The 19,534-nt window shown below is 63.1% G+C and carries 16 protein-coding genes; 13 read left to right on the forward strand and 3 right to left on the reverse strand.

The window, feature by feature from the left end:
• Positions 1 to 251 precede the first annotated feature (251 nt).
• On the forward strand, positions 252 to 638 hold the full coding sequence (locus Q0K00_RS00005; protein WP_297226512.1) for a helix-turn-helix transcriptional regulator: 387 nt from the start codon (positions 252 to 254) through the stop codon (positions 636 to 638).
• A 119-nt stretch (positions 639 to 757) separates the two neighbouring features.
• Positions 758 to 1,714, forward strand: coding sequence for a radical SAM protein (locus Q0K00_RS00010; RefSeq protein WP_297226513.1), 957 nt, complete (start codon positions 758 to 760; stop codon positions 1,712 to 1,714).
• A gap of 93 nt (positions 1,715 to 1,807) precedes the next feature.
• Here Q0K00_RS00010 and Q0K00_RS00015 read toward each other — a convergent pair whose 3' ends face one another.
• From Q0K00_RS00015 to Q0K00_RS00025, 3 genes are all read right to left on the reverse strand, one after another.
• Positions 1,808 to 2,998, reverse strand: a complete 1,191-nt coding sequence (locus Q0K00_RS00015; protein WP_297226514.1) for a metallophosphoesterase — start codon at positions 2,996 to 2,998, stop codon at positions 1,808 to 1,810.
• 115 nt (positions 2,999 to 3,113) lie between these two features.
• Entirely contained in the window at positions 3,114 to 3,494 is a 381-nt protein-coding gene (locus Q0K00_RS00020; protein WP_297226515.1) for a RidA family protein, read from the reverse strand.
• Between the two features lie 10 nt (positions 3,495 to 3,504).
• Complete coding sequence (locus tag Q0K00_RS00025) at positions 3,505 to 4,743, reverse strand: aromatic amino acid transporter (protein ID WP_297226516.1); 1,239 nt, start codon at positions 4,741 to 4,743, stop codon at positions 3,505 to 3,507.
• Positions 4,744 to 4,914: 171 nt separating this feature from the next.
• Here Q0K00_RS00025 and ettA point away from each other — a divergent pair, with 171 nt between their 5' ends.
• From ettA to Q0K00_RS00080, 11 genes are all read left to right on the forward strand, one after another.
• Positions 4,915 to 6,597, forward strand: coding sequence for an energy-dependent translational throttle protein EttA (gene ettA, locus Q0K00_RS00030; protein ID WP_297226517.1), 1,683 nt, complete (start codon positions 4,915 to 4,917; stop codon positions 6,595 to 6,597).
• Positions 6,598 to 6,617: 20 nt separating this feature from the next.
• Positions 6,618 to 8,333, forward strand: coding sequence for a DUF4139 domain-containing protein (locus tag Q0K00_RS00035; protein WP_297226518.1), 1,716 nt, complete (start codon positions 6,618 to 6,620; stop codon positions 8,331 to 8,333).
• A gap of 129 nt (positions 8,334 to 8,462) precedes the next feature.
• Positions 8,463 to 9,815, forward strand: coding sequence for a DNA repair protein RadA (gene radA / locus Q0K00_RS00040; RefSeq protein ID WP_297226519.1), 1,353 nt, complete (start codon positions 8,463 to 8,465; stop codon positions 9,813 to 9,815).
• 7 nt (positions 9,816 to 9,822) lie between these two features.
• A complete protein-coding gene (locus Q0K00_RS00045; protein WP_297226520.1) occupies positions 9,823 to 10,449 on the forward strand; it encodes a class IV adenylate cyclase in 627 nt (208 codons plus the stop codon).
• A gap of 3 nt (positions 10,450 to 10,452) precedes the next feature.
• Positions 10,453 to 10,770 carry an ATP-dependent Clp protease adapter ClpS gene (gene clpS, locus Q0K00_RS00050; protein ID WP_297226521.1) on the forward strand — a complete coding sequence of 106 codons (318 nt, stop codon included), beginning with the start codon at positions 10,453 to 10,455 and terminating at the stop codon, positions 10,768 to 10,770.
• Positions 10,771 to 10,773: 3 nt separating this feature from the next.
• The gene (gene clpA / locus Q0K00_RS00055; RefSeq protein WP_297226522.1) at positions 10,774 to 13,170 is read left to right on the forward strand and encodes an ATP-dependent Clp protease ATP-binding subunit ClpA; all 2,397 of its coding nucleotides are present in this window, start codon (positions 10,774 to 10,776) and stop codon (positions 13,168 to 13,170) included.
• Positions 13,163 to 13,927, forward strand: coding sequence for a leucyl/phenylalanyl-tRNA--protein transferase (aat, locus tag Q0K00_RS00060; protein ID WP_297226523.1), 765 nt, complete (start codon positions 13,163 to 13,165; stop codon positions 13,925 to 13,927). Before clpA ends, aat begins: the two co-directional genes overlap by 8 nt.
• Entirely contained in the window at positions 13,924 to 15,954 is a 2,031-nt protein-coding gene (gene uvrB / locus Q0K00_RS00065; RefSeq protein ID WP_297226524.1) for an excinuclease ABC subunit UvrB, read from the forward strand. Before aat ends, uvrB begins: the two co-directional genes overlap by 4 nt.
• Before the next feature lie 47 nt (positions 15,955 to 16,001).
• Positions 16,002 to 18,038 (forward strand): NAD-dependent DNA ligase LigA, encoded by a 2,037-nt coding sequence (gene ligA / locus Q0K00_RS00070; protein WP_297226601.1) that lies wholly within the window; start codon positions 16,002 to 16,004, stop codon positions 18,036 to 18,038.
• 36 nt (positions 18,039 to 18,074) lie between these two features.
• Positions 18,075 to 18,857: a 4-hydroxy-tetrahydrodipicolinate reductase gene (gene dapB / locus Q0K00_RS00075; protein ID WP_297226525.1), complete on the forward strand. Its 783-nt coding sequence runs from the start codon at positions 18,075 to 18,077 to the stop codon at positions 18,855 to 18,857.
• Between the two features lie 186 nt (positions 18,858 to 19,043).
• The gene (locus Q0K00_RS00080; protein ID WP_297226526.1) at positions 19,044 to 19,466 is read left to right on the forward strand and encodes a hypothetical protein; all 423 of its coding nucleotides are present in this window, start codon (positions 19,044 to 19,046) and stop codon (positions 19,464 to 19,466) included.
• Positions 19,467 to 19,534 lie beyond the last annotated feature (68 nt).

The following is a 19,534-nucleotide window of genomic DNA, read 5'->3' on the forward strand; positions in this document are numbered from 1 at the left end:
ATCACCGTCATGAGGATATCTACAAACTCCTCCTCAAGATGCTCAGAGAGAATCCTCTCTGCTAGTCATGACCCAAATTTTTTTCATGTTACAGCTGGAAAAAAGCATAAAAAAACACTGTAGACACACCAACATCCCAGCCTTTAAACAGGAATTCACGCACGATAGATTTTATAAATCAACATATTGCGCGTAATAAGCTGTTCTCCCACGGCGCTGTTCCTGCGAAAATGAAGAAAGGAGGCGTTAATATGAATTCCAAGGATGTTAGTAAGCTTGCCGCACAGGTTGGCCGCGTCATGGCCCGGCGACGCAAAATGTGCGGGATGACACAGGCCATGCTGGCCGAGAAACTCGGCATCACGCAAGACTCGCTTTCACGCATGGAAAAGGGCGTCATGGCCCCCAAATTTTCCCGTCTGCCGGAAGTGGCGCACTTTCTGGACTGTCGCGTAGCGGATCTTTTTCGCGAGGCCAGCCCCGAATCGGACGACTGGGCTGCGGCCATAGCCGAGGAGTTGCGGGATCTGTCTCCCGACGGCCGCGAGCTTATCCTGAACCTCGTTCGGGAGATCGCCCGCTCCCTGCGCAAGATGCAGGAAAGCCGAACGAAGGGATTTGACAGCAGCGAGGGCTAGGCATAGTTTTCCATTCAGTCATCCGGGCCGTGCACAGCTCATGACCGGTCTGCGCGCTGCGGGCAGGAACCGCCGACAGCAGCCACGCGTGTGCATTTTTCTTACAGGAGCAAGAGGGCATGAGCAAAGCCTTTCATCACGTTTACGGCCCGGTCCCTTCCCGCCGCCTCGGACGCTCGCTGGGCGTGGACGCCCTGACATTCAAGACCTGTTCCTTCGATTGCGTCTACTGCCAGCTTGGCCATACCACCAACCATACGGTCGAACGCAAGGAATACGTGGCAGTCGACGACATCCTCGATGAAGTCAGACGCAAACTTGCCGTCGATACGCCGCAGTACATCAGCTTCGCCGGCTCAGGAGAACCGACCCTCAACAGCCGGCTTGGCGACATCATCCGAAACATCAAGATCCTGACGGATGTGCCGGTGGTCGTCATCACCAACGGCTCACTGCTCTGGCGTGCCGATGTCCGCTCGGATCTGGCGGCGGCGGATGTGGTCATCCCCTCTCTGGACGGCGGCAGCGCCGCACAGCTCGATGCGGTCAATGCGCCGGAGGCTTCCCTGGGATTCCAGCAAATCGTGGACGGCCTCATCCGCTTCCGCAAGGAGTTCCGCGGGCAGATATGGCTGGAGATCATGCTGCTCGGCGGCATGAACGATGACGATGCCTCCATAGACGCCCTTGCCCGACTCGTGGCGGATATCCGCCCGGACAAAGTCCAGCTCAACAGCGTCTGCCGGCCTCCGGCGGAACGCAGCGCCCAGCCTGTCCCGATGGCGCGGTTGCGGGCCATCTGTGAACGCATGGCGGCGGAAGTCCCCTGTCCGGTGGAGATCATCGCCACGCATCTGGACGACGAGGCCCACACGACCTTCCGGACCCAGGTACAGGAAGAAGACGTGCTGGCGACCATCGCCCGGCGTCCCTGCACCGTCAACGATGTGGCCGCCGGATTGGGCATCCATCACAACGAGGCCCTCAAGCATCTGGAAATGCTGGTGGCTGACGGCAAGGCCGTCACCCAGACGCGCGGAGATCAGCTCTATTACGCCGCCGTGGAAACGGCCTGATCCCACCGTGACAGACAAACGGCGTCCGTTTGGCTTGAACGGACGCCGTTTTCATCATGCTCACCGACCTGCTCCACAATGGCGTTCGCCGCTTCAGGAGTCCGTCTCGTCTCCGACCCGACGCAATATCAACAGCAGGATCTCCCCAGGAACTCCCAGCCGGTAGGGGAAACCGCCCCACAGGCCGCATCCGCTGGACACGACAAGACGAGAATCCTCGTCCCCGTAGAGACCGCGCACATAACCGCCATTGAAGGCGGCCACCAGCCAGTCCACGCCCAGGATCGAACCGCCGTGCGTGTGCCCGGACAGTTGCAGCGCAACCTTGCCCCGCACGGCGTCAAAGAGGGTAGGCCGATGGGAAAGCAGGATGACGGGCAGGCGCTCCTTCGTGCCGTCCGGGCGCGCGGAGAGCGCATGGGAGTCCAAGCCGCGCGGCAGCGTGCTTTCCAGGTCCGGGCCGGGCAGGCCGAAACGGGCGGCAGCGGGATCGGTCACGCCGGACAGGACGAATTCCCTGTCCGCGTGCCTCACGATGACATGCATATTATCGAGCATCGTGATGCCCGTATGACGCAGCAGGGGCTTCCAGGCCGGATAGTCGGAGTAGTATTCATGGTTGCCCGTGCAGGCATACGTGCCCAGCGTTGACCGCAGATCGGCCAGCGGACGGATATCGTCAGCTCGCAGGGCCGGAGAACCATCCATGATGTCCCCGGTCAGCAGGATGATGTCCGGCCGGGCCGCGTTGACCCGCTGCACCAGTTCCTCAGCCCATGCACGGCTGAAGGTGCGGCTGAGATGCAGGTCGCTCAGATGCGCCAGCCGCAGACCGTCCAGTTCCGGCGGCAGAGAGCGCACGGGCAGTTCCACCTCCCGCACGGCGGGTACGCGCAGAGCCGTAGGGATGGCCACGGCAGCCAGAAGAAGAGCCAGCAGACACAAGCCCAGAGAAAGACGCCCGTCCCAGGGACGCAGACGGCTCCAGAGCCTGCCCGCACCACAACGCTCAAGCAGCCAGCAGATGCACAGCAGGGCATCCCGCCCCAGACTCAATGCGGCAAACAGCAGCACGATGCCCAACGGGATACCCGTGCCGACCTGGAACCAGCGCGGCACTTCCGGCGAATAGGAGCCGAAAAAAAGACGAAAAAATAAAAGCTTGCAGGCCCCGGCGACTGTCAGCGCGGCCAGCGGGAGCCGCAGGGAGAGGGAAAGATGCGTGCGCCACAGCACGCGCACCAGAACATACAACGTCAGCAGGAGGGAAAAGAACGTCAGCATACGATCAGGAATATAAAAAGAGACGAAGGGAGCCGCAACTCCCTCCGTCCGCATGTCTTTTGCGTCAGATCAACGCAGAGCCTCCGCGTCAACAGGCGCGGATGCCTCCGCTTGCCTAACGGGTGGCGATGGCCTCCACTTCAACCAGCGCTCCCAGCGGCAGACCGGCCACGGCCACGCAGGAACGAGCCGGGTAGGGCGCGGCAAAGTATTTCTTGTAGACCTCATTGACGGCGGGGAAGTTGGCCATATCCGTGATAAAGACGACCGTCTTCACCACGTTTTCCGTCCCAAGACCGGCTTCGGCCAACACGGCGGAAAGGTTCTTCAGGGCTTGCTCGGCCTGAGCCGCCACGTCGCCTTCCACCATTTTGCCCGTTTCGGGCACAAGGCCGATCTGGCCGGAAAAGTAGCAGGTCTCACCGGAACGGATTCCCTGACTGTAGGGACCGACAGCGGCAGGGGCCTTGGACGTGTTGATCAGTTCCTTGCTCATGCGTGTTCTCCTATTTGAAGGCAGGCAGATAGTTCAGTACGGTCAGGGTATGGCACACCGCCACGCCGATACCGTACACCAGCAACAGAGGGATGGCCCAGCTTGCGCCGGGCATACGATACAGCGCTTCGCCTCCCTTGCGGCGACTGACATGCAGCAGCATGGCCGGGACGATGACCGACCAGATGGCCGCCGCCAGACCGGCCCAGCCGATGGCCGCCAGAAAGCCGTCCGGCCAGATGAGACCGCCCAGCATGGGAGGCAGGAAGGTCACCAGCATGGTCAGTGTACGCCCACGCCGGGAATTGTCAAAGTTGCACAGGTCCGCCATGTAGTCGAACAGCCCGAGCCCCGCGCCGAGAAAGGATGTGGCGATGGCGAACAGGGCAAAGAATTCCAGCATCTTCTGGATGATGTACCCCAGCGAGGAGCCGGAAGCCTGCACCAGATCCCCCACGTTGCCGCCCGCCGCGATGACGGCGCGGAAGGCCTCGCGGTCCAGGATGCCGTCAGCGGCAATGATCCAGACAAGATAGCAGAGCAGGGCAATGAAGGTGCCGTTGCGCAGGCAGGCATTGATGATGCGAGGTTCCTTGCCCAGATATTTGATGAGGCTGGGCACCGAGGCATGGAAGCAGAAGGAGGTCAGATACGTGGAGACCGCGCCGAACAGGAAGATGAATTCCCCGCTGTCGGCCTGTTCCCCCCAGATATGCCCCATGTCGGCATTGCCGATCATGCCGCCCACGGAGAGGAAAAAGGTGATGATCATCCCGCCCATGAGCACCACGGAAAGCCGGTCCACCACCTGCGAGCTCCACCAGACGCAAGCCGTCAGCAACAAGGAAAAGATGAGGCTCGTCAGCACTCGCGGCGGCGTATAGCCCCAATTGGACTGCATGGCCTGCTGCACCACCGAGCCGCCGCCGCTCACATAGGCATAGACCAGCGTATAGAGCACAAAGGCCACGGCAAGCCCGTTGATGAGGCTCCACGCCGGTCCCAGCGTCCGGTTGACCATGGTATGCAGGCTGTCGCCGGGCTCAAAGCAGAGGTTGACCTCCAGGATAGCCTGACTGGCGCGCAACATGCAGAACCAGGAAACAAAAATGACCACCAGCGACCAGTTGAACCACATGCCCGCGGAGATCATGGGCAGGCCCAGCATCCCGGCGCCGATGGCCGTACCGGCCACGACCATGGATCCCCCCATGACTTTCTGAAAATTCGGGCCAAAAAAAGAACGCATGCGTTGTCTTTCCTCCTCATTGCCGCCGAATTGCGGCCAAAGGGCATCTTGGCAGAGAGGAGAGGGCAAATCAAGAGGGCGCTGCCGCGCGCTTGAAAATCCACGCGATGCCGTATATATTGGACAACCTTGGCGACCATACGGCCGCCCAATCCGACCTTTGAGGAAAGCATGAGCAACGAACCGGACAAGATTATTTATTCCATGATTCGCGTGTCCAAGCGGCACGGACAGAAGGAAGTGCTCAAGGATATCTCGCTCTCCTACTTTTACGGAGCGAAGATCGGCGTGCTCGGTCTGAACGGCGCAGGCAAGTCCAGCCTGCTCAAGATCCTGGCAGGCGTCGATCAGTCCTTTGACGGCAAGACCGTGCTCGCGCCCGGCTATACCATCGGCTATCTGGAGCAGGAGCCCCTTCAGGGCGAGACCCGCACTGTGCGGGAGGTGGTGGAAGAGGGCGTGGCCGAGCTCATGGCCATCGCCCGCGAATTTGAAGCCATCAACGCCAAGTTTGCCGAGCCCATGGAGCCGGAGGAGATGGACGCCCTCATCGCCCGGCAGGCGGAAGTGCAGGAGCTGATGGACCACAAGGGCGTCTGGGATCTGGACTCCAAGCTGGAAATGGCCATGGATGCCTTGCGCTGCCCGCCCGGGGACATGAGCGTGGCCCACATATCGGGCGGCGAACGTCGCCGCGTGGCCCTCTGCCGTCTGCTGCTCCAGAACCCCGACATCCTGCTGCTGGACGAACCCACCAACCATCTGGACGCCGAGTCCGTGGCCTGGCTGGAGCGCTATCTCTCCACCTTCCCCGGCACGGTCATCGCCGTCACCCACGACCGCTATTTCCTCGACAACGTGGCGGGCTGGATACTGGAACTGGACCGCGGCCGCGGCATCCCGTGGAAGGGCAACTATTCCTCCTGGCTCGAACAGAAGCAGAAGCGTCTGGCGCAGGAAGACAAGGCCGAGGCCGACCGCCAGAAGACCCTTGCCCGCGAGCTGGAATGGATACGCATGTCCCCCAAGGGCCGTCATGCCAAGGGCAAGGCCCGCATCAACGCTTATGAAGCCATGCTTTCCCACGAGAGCGAGAAGCGCGCGCCGGATCTGGAGATCTACATCCCGCCGGGACCGCGCCTCGGCAAGAGCGTCATCGAGCTTAAGGGCGTGAGCAAGAGCATGGGCGACAAGCTGCTCATGGAGAATGTGGACGCTCTCGTGCCCGCCGGCGCCATCGTGGGCATCATCGGCCCCAACGGCGCGGGCAAGACCACGCTGTTCAAGCTCCTCACCGGGCAGGAAAAGCCGGACGCGGGCACCATCACCATCGGCGATACCGTCAAGTTCGCCTATGTGGATCAGGGGCGCGAATCCCTCACGCCCGGCAAGACCGTCTATGAGCTCATCAGCGACGGGCACGAGACCATCAAGCTGGGCAGCAGGGAAGTGAACGCCCGAGCCTACTGCACGCGTTTCAATTTCCACGGCGCGGATCAGCAGAAAAAGGTGGACGTGCTCTCCGGCGGCGAACGCAACCGCCTGCACCTTGCCCGTATGCTCAAATCCGGGGCCAACGTCCTCCTGCTGGACGAACCGACCAACGATATCGACGTGAACACCATGCGGGCCCTTGAAGACGCGCTGGACAACTTTGCCGGTTGCGTGCTCGTGGTGAGCCATGACCGCTGGTTTCTCGACCGTATCGCCACCCACATCATGGCCTTTGAAGGCGACTCGAAGGTGGATTTCTTCGAGGGGAACTTCACGGAATACGAGGAAGACCGCAAGAAGCGCCTCGGCAAGGATGCCGATACGCCGCATCGCCTGAAATTCCGCCGCCTTACCCGGTAAGACGGCAAGGAGAGAAGTTCATGTTTCACATTAACTATAAAACGCCGCGCCCGTGCAGTGCGTCTCGACGGCATGGACGCGCTCTGCCGCTGGCCGTGCTGGCCCTGTGCGGGCTGCTGACGGGCAGTCCCGCGCCTGCGCAGGCCGCCGCAACGCCGGAGGTCGCAACCATGCCGACAGGTGCTTCAACGTTCCCGAAAGAAAGTGAGGGAGCGACGCCGTCCGCAGCCGCAAAAACCGCACCCGGGGCATCTCTTGATGCGCCTGTGGCCTCACAGCCTGCTGAACAGACGGACCGTGAAGCAGGGGAGACCTTCAGCCAGCCGCGGACGGTGGAACTGTTCCCGGCCGGAGCGCAGATCACCCTTGAAGAAAAGATCATGGCCGCCAGCCGTGACGGACAAGCCGTCCTGCGCCTGCTCCTGCCGGATGGCGCGGCCAATGTCGTGCCCGATGTGCCGGGGCAAAAGGTGCTTGGCTGGACGCTGACGCCCGTTGCCGCCCGGCCGCAGGGCAAGGTCGCTGAACGTCGGCGCGAGCTGCTGGACAGGCTGGATGAGCTGGAAGGCCGCATAGCGGCGCTCAACGCACGCATGGAGCTGCACAAGCAGCTTCCCGGCGGGGCAAACGGCGAAGCCGTGGAAGATCTGGATGCGTTGGCGGGAAAGACCGTGCCCGCTCTCATGGCCGAACGCCAGAAGCTCACGCGCGAGCAGGAACAGCTCCGCAAGCTCGTGAACGCCGTCCCGGCGCTTTCGGAGCAGGGGAAACTGCTGGAGATCCGGCTGGCCGCGGCGCCTGACGGCCCTGTGCAGGTTCATTGCTCCTACATGCTGCATAATTGCGGCTGGCAGCCGCGCTACAGCGTCAATGCCCGCCCCGGTACGGGCAAGGTGGACATCAGCCTTTCCGCGGAAGTCTGGCAGTATTCCGGCCAGGACTGGGACAAGGCCCGGCTGTCGCTGGTCACCCGTACGCCCGGTTCGCTCGGCCCGGATGCTCTGCCGGACTGGATCATCGAGCCCTTTTCACCGGAGGCCGCCCGCCCGGCCGGGATGCCCCGGCACGCCAAGGCTGTTCCGCTCATGGCCGCCGCCGCGGACAACAGCGGCATCCCCGTCTCGGAAGAGGGCGCTTTTGTCCGCTGGGAAGTCCCCTCGACGGGTCTTGCGCAGGGCAAATCCATCCTCAACGTAACGAGCGAGGAATGGACGGCTCCCATGCAGTGGCTGGCCCGCCCGTCGGCAGGGGAGAACCGTGTCTGGATGACGGCGGAATACGCCTTTGCCGATCGTCCTTCCTGGCCGACCGGTCTCATGGAATGCCGCATCGACGGACAGTATGTGGGTACAGGCACCTTCCGCCCCGAAGCCGGCAAGGTGAAGCTCTTTTTCGGGGCTGATCCGCGTGTGACCGTCAAGACCATCAACGAGACCCGCAAGGAAAACGAAAGCGGCATCATCAATGCCCGCCGTTTCTGGCGCTGGAGCTGGCGCTACGCCATCCGCAACGAGCGGCCGGAAGAAGTGCGGGTGCGCGTGGAGCGCCCCCTGCCGCGCAGCGTAGATGAGCGCGTGACGCTCAAGCTGGAGGGCACCCCCGCACCGACCACGGATCAGGACGAAGGCATCCTCTTCTGGGAAGTGAAGGTCCCCGCACGCGGCAACAGCGATATCCGGCAGAATGTGGAGATCACGGCCCCTGCCGACATGAAGCTCGCGCCAGTCGCCCCCTAATGGCAAAAACGATATCGTATCTTGGGAGCCGCCTTTTGCCGGGCGGCTCCCTGTTTTTCCAAGGGCCCCCCACGGACGGACAGTGCCGCGGCACTTGCCTCTCAGCGCCTTTTTCCGTAGGTTTGCTGCATGGCAAAAACGCGCGAAGTCTACATCTGTTCCGCCTGCGGCGCGCAGACCCTGCAATGGCGGGGCCAGTGCCCCGGCTGTCATGAGTGGAACACACTGCAGGCCGCTGCCCAGCCCCGCGCCGCTGCCGCGCGACCAGCTTCCGCCGCTGCCGCCCGTACGCCGGGCAGCCGTCCCCAGCCCCTGCGGGATGTTTCCGACTCGGGGCACACCCCCTATGCCAGCGGCATCGAGGCGCTGGACCGTGTTCTCGGCAAGGGGCTCGTGCCCGGCGCGGCCCTGCTGGTGGGCGGCGAACCCGGCATAGGCAAGTCGACCCTCCTGCTTCAGGTGGCCGGACTCGTGGCCCGGCAGGGCAGGGATGTGCTCTATGCCAGCGGCGAGGAGTCCCTCCCCCAGATCAAGGCCCGCGGGCAACGACTTGAAGTATTGCATGAACGATTGCTGGCCATGGCCACTTCCAGCGTGGAAGAAGTCATCGCCGCCGTGGAAAGCGCTCCGCCGACCCTGCTGGTGGTGGACTCCGTCCAGACCCTGACCAGCCTCGAGGCTGACGGTCTGCCCGGTAACGTCAGTCAGGTAAGGGCCGTGGCCACCGCTCTGCTGGAGTGCTGCCGACGCACCGGGACAACGCTCATCCTCGTGGGACATGTCACCAAGGATGGCGTGCTGGCCGGACCGCGTATGCTGGAACACATGGTCGATACGGTCATCTCCGTGGAAGGGGACCGCCGCCAGCTCTTCCGTCTGCTGCGCGTCTTCAAGAACCGCTTCGGCCCCAATGAAGAGCTCCTCGTCTTTCGCATGGGGCAGCGCGGCATGGAAGTGGTGGACGATCCTTCCACCTTCTTCCTCGGCGCACGCGACCCGGAGCTGTCCGGTACGGCCGTGGTCATGGCCGTGGACGGGCAGCGGCCTCTGGCGGTGGAAGTGCAGGCCCTTGTGGCGCGTACCTTTCTGAGCATCCCGCGTCGGGCGGCTCTGGGTTTTGACGCCAACCGGCTCCATCTGCTGCTGGCCGTGCTGGAAAAACGCCTCAAGCTCAACTTCGGGCAGGTGGACATCTACGCCAAGGTGGGCGGCGGCATGAAGCTCCAGGAGCCGGGGCTCGATCTGGCGCTGGTAGCGGCCGTACTGTCCTCCTACTATGACCTGCCGCTGCCGGAAAAATGCGTCCTCTGGGGCGAGGTCGATCTCAACGGCCAGATCCGGCCGGTCGCCGCTCAGGATCTGCGGCTCCGACAGGCACAGCGCCTTGGTTTTTCCCCCATCATCCATCCGGCGGCGGACAAGGGCGGCATATCCACTCTTACCCAGCTGCAACAGCGGCTTTTCCACCGCCGCAATCCCTGAGGCTTTCATGAGCTGTGAAGTGGAACGCAAATATCTGGATGTGGACTTTTCCCGCCTGCGGGAACGGCTGACCGCTCATGGCGCCCACAGCGAGGGCGTCCATTTCGAGCGCAACATCCTGTTCGACAAGGACGAGGAGCTGTTCGGCAGCCAGCGCCTGCTCCGCCTGCGCAGTCGGCAATGGGCCGACCATGAGGACCACATCCTTACCCTCAAGTTGCCGCCCCTCGCCGCGCGCACTGCCGCCGAGACCGGATTCAAGATCCGGGAGGAGCGTGAATGCCCCGTAGCGGACAGACAGACCATGCAGGGCATCCTGGAAGGGCTGGGCTATCTTCCTGTGGCCCGGTATGAAAAGTTCCGGGAAAGCTGGCAGGTCGACGGGGTGCATGTGGATATGGACATCCTGCCTTTCCTTCAGATGGTGGAGCTGGAAGGCGAGGCGGAACGCATCCGGAAAGTTGAAGTGCTGCTTGAACTTGACAAGCGGCCGACCAGTGCCGACTCTTACCATGTACTGCACAAGCGCTGGCGCGTGGAACAGGGTCTGCCGCCGGAGCGTTCCTTTGTCTTTTCCCCCTGTCAGGCGGCGCAATGGCGTGCCGCGCTGCATCTGCCGCCAGAGGAGGACTGAGCCATGCCGGCCCCATACAGACCGCAAGACGAAAGTGACGGGCAAAGCCTGGTAAAAGAGCGTGTCCGGGAGCCGCAGCGCTTCGTGGTGCTGCTGCACAATGACGACTACACCAGCATGGATTTTGTGGTGGATGTCCTGCAGGGGATCTTCAACAAGAACAGGGAAGAAGCCACGCGCATCATGCTGTCCGTGCATGAGAAAGGCGTAGGGCGTTGCGGCGTCTATACCGCGGAGATAGCCGAAGCCAAGGTCCGTCGCGTGACGCAGAAGGCACGCGCGGCGGGATTCCCGCTGCGCTGCACCATGGAGCCGGAATAAGACATGTTGAGCAACGACGTTCAGGAAGTCCTGAAGATCGCCGTCATGGAAGTGCAGGAACGGCAGCACGAGATGCTGACCGTGGAGCACATCCTCTACGGCATGACCGCCACGGTGCGCGGCTGCCTCATCCTGGAGGGCAGCGGGGTGGACGTGCCCTTGCTGCGCGAACAGCTCGAGCATTTTTTTCAAACGGAGATGGAGAGCGTCCGCCCGGCCAATCAGCTGGAGATCATCCAGACGCCGGGCGTGCAGCGTCTGCTGGAACGGGCCGTGGCGCATATCCGCTCCGCCGGGCGGGAGACCGTGGATGTGGGCGACATGCTTGTTTCCCTCATGGAAGAGGAAGGGAGCTATGCCGTCTATTATCTGCGCAAGCAGGGTGTGGAACGGCTGGACGTGCTGACCTTCATCTCCCACGGGCTGGAAGACGGCAGCGGCTCCAAAGGCGTTCGGGAAAAGGCGGAGGACGACGAGGAAGGCCGGGAGGACGATCCCCTGGCCCGCTATACCACGGACCTTACGGCCCGCGCGGCCGCCGGCGGCATCGATCCCCTCATCGGACGGGAAATGGAGCTTGACCGCGCCATCGAAGTGCTGTGCCGCCGCCGCAAGAACAATCCTCTTTTCGTGGGCGAGCCCGGCGTGGGCAAGACCGCCCTTGCGGAGGGCCTTGCCCTGCGCATCCACGAGGGCAAGGTGCCGCCGCGCTTCCGGGAGGCCCGCCTCTTCGCGCTGGACATGGGTCTCGTGCTGGCTGGCACGCGCTATCGCGGCGACTTCGAGCAACGCCTGAAAAAGATCATGGATGCCTTGAAGCATGTGCCGCAGGCCATCCTGTTCATCGACGAACTCCACACCATCGTGGGAGCGGGCGCCACGTCCGGCGGGTCGATGGATGCCTCCAACCTGCTCAAGCCTCTGCTGGCCAGCGGCGATCTGCGCTGCATCGGCTCCACCACCCATGAGGAATACCGCAACCATCTGGAGAAGGACAGGGCGCTCGTACGACGCTTTCAGCGCATAGATGTGCGTGAGCCCGGCATCGAGGACTGTCTGGCCATCCTGGAAGGCCTGCAGAGCCATTATGCGGACTTCCATCAGGTCCGCTATGCCAAGCCCGTCCTCCGGGCCATGGTGGAGCTTTCCAGCCGCCATGTGCGGGAGCGCCTCCTGCCGGACAAGGCCATCGACGTCATGGACGAGGCCGGGGCCGCCGTCCGTCTGCGGCAGCCGGACGAGGACGGCAAGCGCCCGGCGGTGACCCTGCGTGATGTGGAGCGCATCGTGGCCCGCATGGCCGGCATCCCCGAACGCAGCGTCAGCGGCGGGGAAAAAGACCGCCTGCGCCATCTGGAACGCGACCTCAATGCTCGCGTCTTCGGACAGGAGGCCGCCATCTCGCTGGTGGTGCGCGCCATCCTGCGCTCGCGCGCCGGACTGGGCCAGAGCGGACGCCCCGCCGGGGCCTTCCTCTTCTACGGGCCCACCGGCGTAGGCAAGACCGAGGTTGCCCGATCGCTGGCGCAGTGTCTGGGGGTGGATTTCCTGCGCTATGACATGAGCGAATACATGGAAAAACACGCGGTCTCCCGCCTCATCGGCGCGCCTCCGGGCTATGTGGGCTTCGATCAGGGCGGTCTGCTGACCGAGGCCGTGCGCAAATCCCCGTATTCCGTGGTCCTGCTGGACGAGATGGAAAAAGCGCATCCTGACATCTTTAATGTTCTGCTTCAAGTCATGGACTACGGCACGCTGACCGACACCACGGGCCGAAAGACGGACTTCTCGCACGTGGTGCTGATCATGACCAGCAATGCCGGGGCCTTCGAGATGTCCGCCGCCAGCATGGGCTTTGCCACGCCCGCCGCTGTCCGTACGGACGGTCCGGATGCGGAGGACGGGAAAGGAAGGACATCGGAAGCCGCGGCCCGCAAGGGGCGCAAAGCGCTGGAACAGCTCTTCACGCCGGAATTCCGCAACCGTCTTGATGCGCTGGTGCCGTTCGGTAGCCTGACGCAGCCCATGATGCTCCGCATCGTGGACAAATTCGTGGAAGAGGTGGCCCAGAGCCTGACCGAACGCCATGTCCACCTTACGCTGGACGAGGAGGCCCGGCGGCATCTGGCCCAAAAGGGATTCGATCCCCGCATGGGCGCGCGCCCGCTGCGCCGCCTGCTGCGGGATGAACTGGAAGACCCGCTGGCGCAGGAACTGCTGTTCGGCCGCCTGCAAAAGGGCGGCGAGGCCGTGCTCGTCCTGCGGGACGGCAAGCTGCATCTGGACATCTCCCGCAAGGGACCGGCCTGTGCGGAAGCTGCCGCCGCGGGTGGTGAAGCCCGCAAGACGCCGCGTCCGCGCCCGTCCACGAGGCGCACGAAAAGAGATGGGCATGAGTGAGGTCCCGCCGGAACGCCCGGCCGATCTGGTGGCAGCCTATGCCGAGCAATTCCCCCCTCTGGAGGCGGCACGAGAGGACGGGCTGTTGTGCCGCGGCGGCGATCTGCATCCGGTGCGCCTGCTGGCCGCTTACAGTCGGGGCATTTTCCCGTGGTACAGTGAGGGGATGCCGCTGCTCTGGTGGTCGCCCGCGCCGCGCTGCATCCTGCCGCTGGACAAGTTCCGCCTGCCCCGGCGCAGCATCCGGACGTTGCGCAAGGCGGGCTTCCGCCTGACCTGCGATACGGTCTTTGCGGAAGTCATGCTGCAATGTGCCGGGCCACGCCGCCGAGAACGGGGCACATGGATCACGCGCGACATGTTCCGTGCCTATGTACGGCTGCATGAAATGGGCTATGCCCATTCCATCGAGACCTGGCAGGGGGATGCGCTGGTAGGGGGGCTATACGGCGTGTCGCTGGGAAGGGCCTTCTTTGGCGAATCCATGTTCCACCGGGCGTCCGAAGCCTCGCGCGCGGCCCTGACAGGTCTGGTGGATCTGCTGCGCCTGCGGGGCACGCTCCTGCTGGACTGCCAGCAGGACACCCCGCACATCATGGGCATGGGGGGCGAGCTCGTCTCCCGCGCAACATTTGAAGAATTGCTTGAACGATCCGTACAGCAGGCGGCGGATCCCGCCTGTCCGTTGCGCTGGCAGCCCTGGCGCGAACGCTATGTCCATGACGGCCGGCAGTGGCACGAGGTCAACCCCGCATGAATGAGACCGTCTTTTCCCTGCAAAGCGAGCACCAGCCCACGGGCGACCAGCCCGAGGCCATCGACCAGCTCGTCAGCAATATCCAGGCCGGTGTCCCGGCGCAGGTACTGCTGGGGGTGACAGGGTCGGGCAAGACCTTCACCATGGCCAACGTCATCGCCCGCTGCAACCGTCCGGCGCTGGTGCTGGCCCCCAACAAGACCCTTGCCGCCCAGCTGTACAGCGAATTCCGCGCGCTCTTTCCACGCAATGCCGTGGAATACTTCGTCAGCTATTACGATTACTATCAGCCGGAAGCCTATGTGCCCGCCTCGGACACCTACATCGAAAAGGATTCGGCCATCAACGACAATATCGACAAGCTGCGACATGCGGCGACACATGCCCTGCTGACGCGGCGTGACGTCATCATCGTGGCTTCGGTCTCCTGCATCTACGGCCTCGGTTCGCCGGAATACTACGCCAAGATGGTCATTCCCGTGGAGGTCGGCCAGCGCTTCCCCATGGATGCGCTCATCAGCAGGCTGGTGGAAGTGCATTACGAGCGCAACGACTACGATTTCCACCGCGGCACCTTCAGGGTGCGGGGCGACGTGCTGGAGATCATCCCGGCCTATCACCACGAACGGGCCCTGCGGCTGGAATTCTTCGGTGACGACATCGACGCCATGCGCGAGATCGACCCGCTCACCGGCGACGTGCTGGCCGAGGTGAGCAAGACCGTCCTGTATCCTGCCAGCCACTTCGTGTCCGCGCAGGACAACCTCAAACGCGCCTGCGACGATATCCGTCAGGAGCTGCAGGAACGCCTTGCCCTGTTCCGCGAGCAGGGCAAGCTGGTGGAGGCCCAGCGCCTGGAACAGCGTACCCAGCTCGATCTCGAAATGATCGAGGAGCTGGGCTACTGCAACGGCATCGAAAACTATACCCGCCACATGGACGGACGCAAGCCGGGCGAGCCGCCGTCCTGCCTGCTCAACTATTTTCCCGAAGACTATCTGCTCTTCGTGGACGAGTCCCACATCAGCGTGCCGCAGGTGGGCGGCATGTTCAAGGGCGACCGTTCCCGCAAGGAAACGCTGGTCAATTACGGCTTTCGCCTGCCTTCGGCGCTGGACAACCGCCCCTTGCAGTTCGCGGAGTTCCGCCGGCTCGTGCATCAGGCCGTCTACGTCTCGGCCACGCCGGCCAAATACGAGCTGGACGAGGCGCAGGGCATCGTGGTGGAGCAGATCATCCGGCCCACCGGCCTTGTGGACCCGGAAGTGGAGGTGCGGCCCACGGCCGGACAGATGGAAAATCTGCTGGGCGAATGCCGCGCCCGCGTCAGTCGGGGCGAACGCGTGCTGGTGACGACGCTGACCAAGCGCATGGCCGAGGACCTGACGGAATACTGCTGCAATATGGGCGTGCGCACCCGCTACCTGCATTCGGACATCGACACGCTGGAGCGTATGCAGATCATCCGCGCCCTGCGCACCGGCGAATTTGACGTGCTGGTAGGGATCAACCTCCTGCGTGAAGGACTGGACATCCCGGAAGTCTCCCTGGTCTGTATCCTGGATGCGGACAAGGAGGGTTTTCTGCGCTCCACGGGCTCGCTCATCCAGACGTTCGGGCGAGCGGCCCGCAATGAGCACGGGCATGTCATCCTCTATGCGGACACGGTGACGGCCTCCATGCAGGCCGCCATGAACGAGACCGCCCGCCGCCGGGAAAAGCAGGCCGCCTACAATGAAGCGCACCACATCACCCCGCGCAGCACCCGCAAAAGCCTGGATTCTCCGCTGGACGCCCTCTATGCGGACAGCGAAGGCAAAGGCGGACGCGGACGCGGCAAGGGCAGGGCGGCCGCCCGCAACGAACAGGCGGAGCTCCCTCTCACGGCCGAGGAGACCGCCGTGCGCATCGCCGAACTGGAAAAGGAAATGCGGGCCGCGGCCCGCGATCTGGAATTTGAGCGGGCCGCCGAGCTGCGGGACAGCATCCGGGCACTGCGCTCCCGCCTTATCGCCCTGCCGGAGTGATCATGTCTTTTGATGATTTGCCGCTTTTTACCCAGCCTGACGCCCAAATGTCGCCGGAAAAGGCGCACATGGACGCTTTGGTAGCTCAACTGGAGCACCACAACTACCGCTACCATACGTTGGACGCACCGGAGATCAGCGACGACGCCTATGATGCCCTGTTCCGCGAACTGCAGGAACTGGAAGCCGCTCATCCCCAATGGCGCAGCCCGCATTCGCCGACCCTGCGCGTGGGCGGCGGTCTCTTGAGCGGACTGGACAAGAAGGCGCACCGCCGCCGCATGTACGGGCTGGACAATGTATTCAACGCTGAGGAATGGCGCGACTTCGTCGAACGTATGCGCCGGGCCCTGCCCGAAGCGCCGCTTGCCTTCTGGTGTGACCCCAAACTGGACGGGTTGGCGCTGGAGATCGTCTATGAAAACGGTATCCTGACCGAAGCCCTGACCCGCGGCGACGGGGAGACCGGCGAAGTGGTGACGGCCGCCGTGCGTACCATCAAGACCGTTCCCCTGCGCCTCAGACCACCGGCGCAAGGCGGGGAGCTGCCCGCCCGTCTGGAAGTCCGCGGCGAGGTCGTCATCTTCAAGGCCGACTTTGCCGCCCTCAATGAGCGTCGCGACGCTCTCGGGCAAAAAACCTTCGCCAATCCGCGCAATGCGGCGGCGGGTGCGCTCCGTCAGCTGGATACCACGGCGACCCGTTCCGTACCGCTGCGCTTTCTGGCCTACAGCCTGGGCGATGCGGACTGGGGCGGGGCACAGCCCTGTACGCATCAGAGCGAACTTATGGCGCGACTGCGGGACTACGGCTTCCAGACGCCGCCTTCCGGCCGCCTCTGCGCCGGTCCCGCCGACGTGGAAGCCTATGTGGAAGAAGTGCGACAGCGGCGCGAACACTTCGATATGGAGATCGACGGCGCCGTGGCCAAGCAGGACGATCTGGAAGCGCAGGAAGCTCTCGGCCATACGGCCCGTGCGCCGCGTTTTGCCGTGGCCTTCAAATTCCCGGCCATGCAGGCCCGCACCATCCTGCGCGGCATCGAGATCCAGGTGGGGCGTACCGGCGTACTGACGCCGGTGGCCATCCTTGACCCGGTGGCCGTGGGCGGGGTCATGGTCTCGCGGGCCACCCTGCACAATGAGGATGAGATCCGGGCCAAGAATATCCGCATCGGTGATACGGTGATCGTGCAGCGCGCCGGGGACGTCATCCCCGAAGTGGTCGGCCCGGTGCTGGAAGAACGCCCGGCGGATGCGGTGGAGTTTGCCTTCCCGCACACTTGCCCGGTCTGCGGCCAGCCCGCTCATCGGGAAGAAGGGGAGGCCGCTTGGCGCTGCGACAATCTTGCCTGCCCGGCCATCCGCCTGCGGGCCATCATCCACTTCGTCTCCAAGGCCGGGCTGGACATCGGCGGCATCGGCCAGAAGTGGATCGAGCAGCTCGTCAGCAGCGGGCGCGTCCAGTCGCCGCCGGATCTCTTCACCCTCACGGCGCAGGAACTGCTGCAATACGAGCGCATGGGCGAATCGCTGGCTCAGAAATTCGTGGACGCCATCGAGCAGGCCCGACACACGGCCACTCTCGCGCGCCTGATCTGCGGCCTCGGCATCCGGCATGTGGGCGAGCAGACGGCACGTCAGCTTGCCCGGCATTATGCCGACCTTGATGCACTGGCTCAGGCCGGGACGGAAGAGCTCATGCGCATGGAGGATATCGGTCCTGAAGTCGCATCATCCATCCATGCTTTCTTTGCCAATGCCGCCAATGCCGCCATGCTGGAACGCTTCCGCGCGCTGGGGCTCTGGCCTGTGGTCACGGAGGAAGCCGCACGGCCCTCCACGGCTGGAGGCCCGCTGGCCGGAAAAACCATCCTCTTCACTGGGACTCTTTCCATGAAACGGGACGACGCCGCCAAGATGGCGGAAGCCAGCGGCGCGACCATCGCGGGCGGCGTCAGCAAAAAACTGGATTATCTGGTGGCCGGAGAAAAGGCCGGCAGCAAGCGCGAAAAGGCCGAAAAGCTGGGGATCCCCATCCTCAGTGAGCAGGAATTTCTGGACATGCTCCATGCGGGCGAATAAGCCCGGCACGTCCATGATCAAAGGAGAGACGACATTATGGCAACGCCGCTTATCATCATGGGAGCCGGCGGGCGCATGGGACGCACCATCGCCACGCTGGCCGAAGAGGACGATACCTACAGCCTTGCGGCCCTGGTGGATCGGGCCGATCATCTGGACCAGCTCCGCGCCGGGAACGGCTGCCTGATCACCGACGACCTGCGCGCTGCGCTCGCCCACTGCGCCGATGCCGTGATCATTGATTTCACCGCCCCGGAAGTCAGCCTGAATACCGCACGGCAGGCCGCTGAAAGCGGTCATGCCGCCGTCATCGGTACAACGGGCCTTGATGAGGCGCAGCGGGCCGAACTTGCGGAACTTGCCCAAAAAGCGCCCTTGTTCTGGTCATCCAACATGAGCGTGGGCATCAATGTGCTGCGCAAGATCCTGCCCGAATTGACCAAGGCGCTGGGCGACAAGTACGACATCGAAATGGTGGAACTCCACCACAACCGCAAAAAGGACTCCCCCAGCGGTACGGCCCTGACCCTTGGCGAATGCCTCGCAGAGGCGCGCGGCTGGAAGCTGCCCGACGTTCGCTGTTCGGCGCGTGATGGCATCATCGGTGAGCGTCCCAAAGCGCAGATCGGCATCCAGGCCATCCGGGGCGGCGATGTGGTTGGCGTCCATACGATCTACTTCATGGGCCCCGGCGAGCGTATCGAGGTCACCCATCAGGCCCATTCGCGCGAGACCTTTGCCCAGGGAGCCCTGCGGGCCGCCGCCTGGCTCAAGGGTCGTGCCGCCGGTCGCCTCTACGGGATGCAAGATATTTTCTAGATTTTTTCTTGATATTTTCCCTTTGGTACGATAGGGAGAAAAGGTACGTGAAAAAATAAGGGGTTTGGAGCAGGCTCAAGCGCAACGGAACGCCCACGCCAATGTGATAGAAAGCAGAAAACCAGATGCTTTCTCTGTAGGTGCTTTTCCGTGCATCCTGTCTGCTCCCAATTTACCGGGGGGAACATGCCACAGGTCGCCGCTCGCATCAATGAGGACCAGGAACGCTGGCTCAAAGATTATTTCCGCACCAAGAGCGCGGGAGCGGAATTTATTCTCCCGTGGGCTGTGGATACGTTTTTCCGGGCCATCACCAACATCAAGACCCTGTTCACCGGCGCCGAGCTGAAAGCCATAGTGGAAGCGCACAAGGATATGCGGCTTATGCCGGATAATTCCCGCTTGTCCTATCTGTTGTTGCGGGTACATGATGCCTGTGAGATAAATCATGTGCACATGCGCCACGGTGCCAGCAAATCCAGTCTGGAAAGCAAGCTCAAATCTCTGGATGACACACAGGCAACAGCGCTCATGGTCTGGGCTTCCGCTTTTTGGGTCAGCCGCAATTGTTCGGCTGAAAGCCTGGACGAATATATCCGCGCGTACTAGACTTCCAGAGATTTTTATAACATTCGACGCGAACAGCACAGTGGCAAAAGCTGCTGTGCTGTTTTTTT

The organism is uncultured Desulfovibrio sp., from assembly GCF_944327235.1.
Classification (GTDB): Bacteria; Desulfobacterota; Desulfovibrionia; order Desulfovibrionales; family Desulfovibrionaceae; genus Desulfovibrio.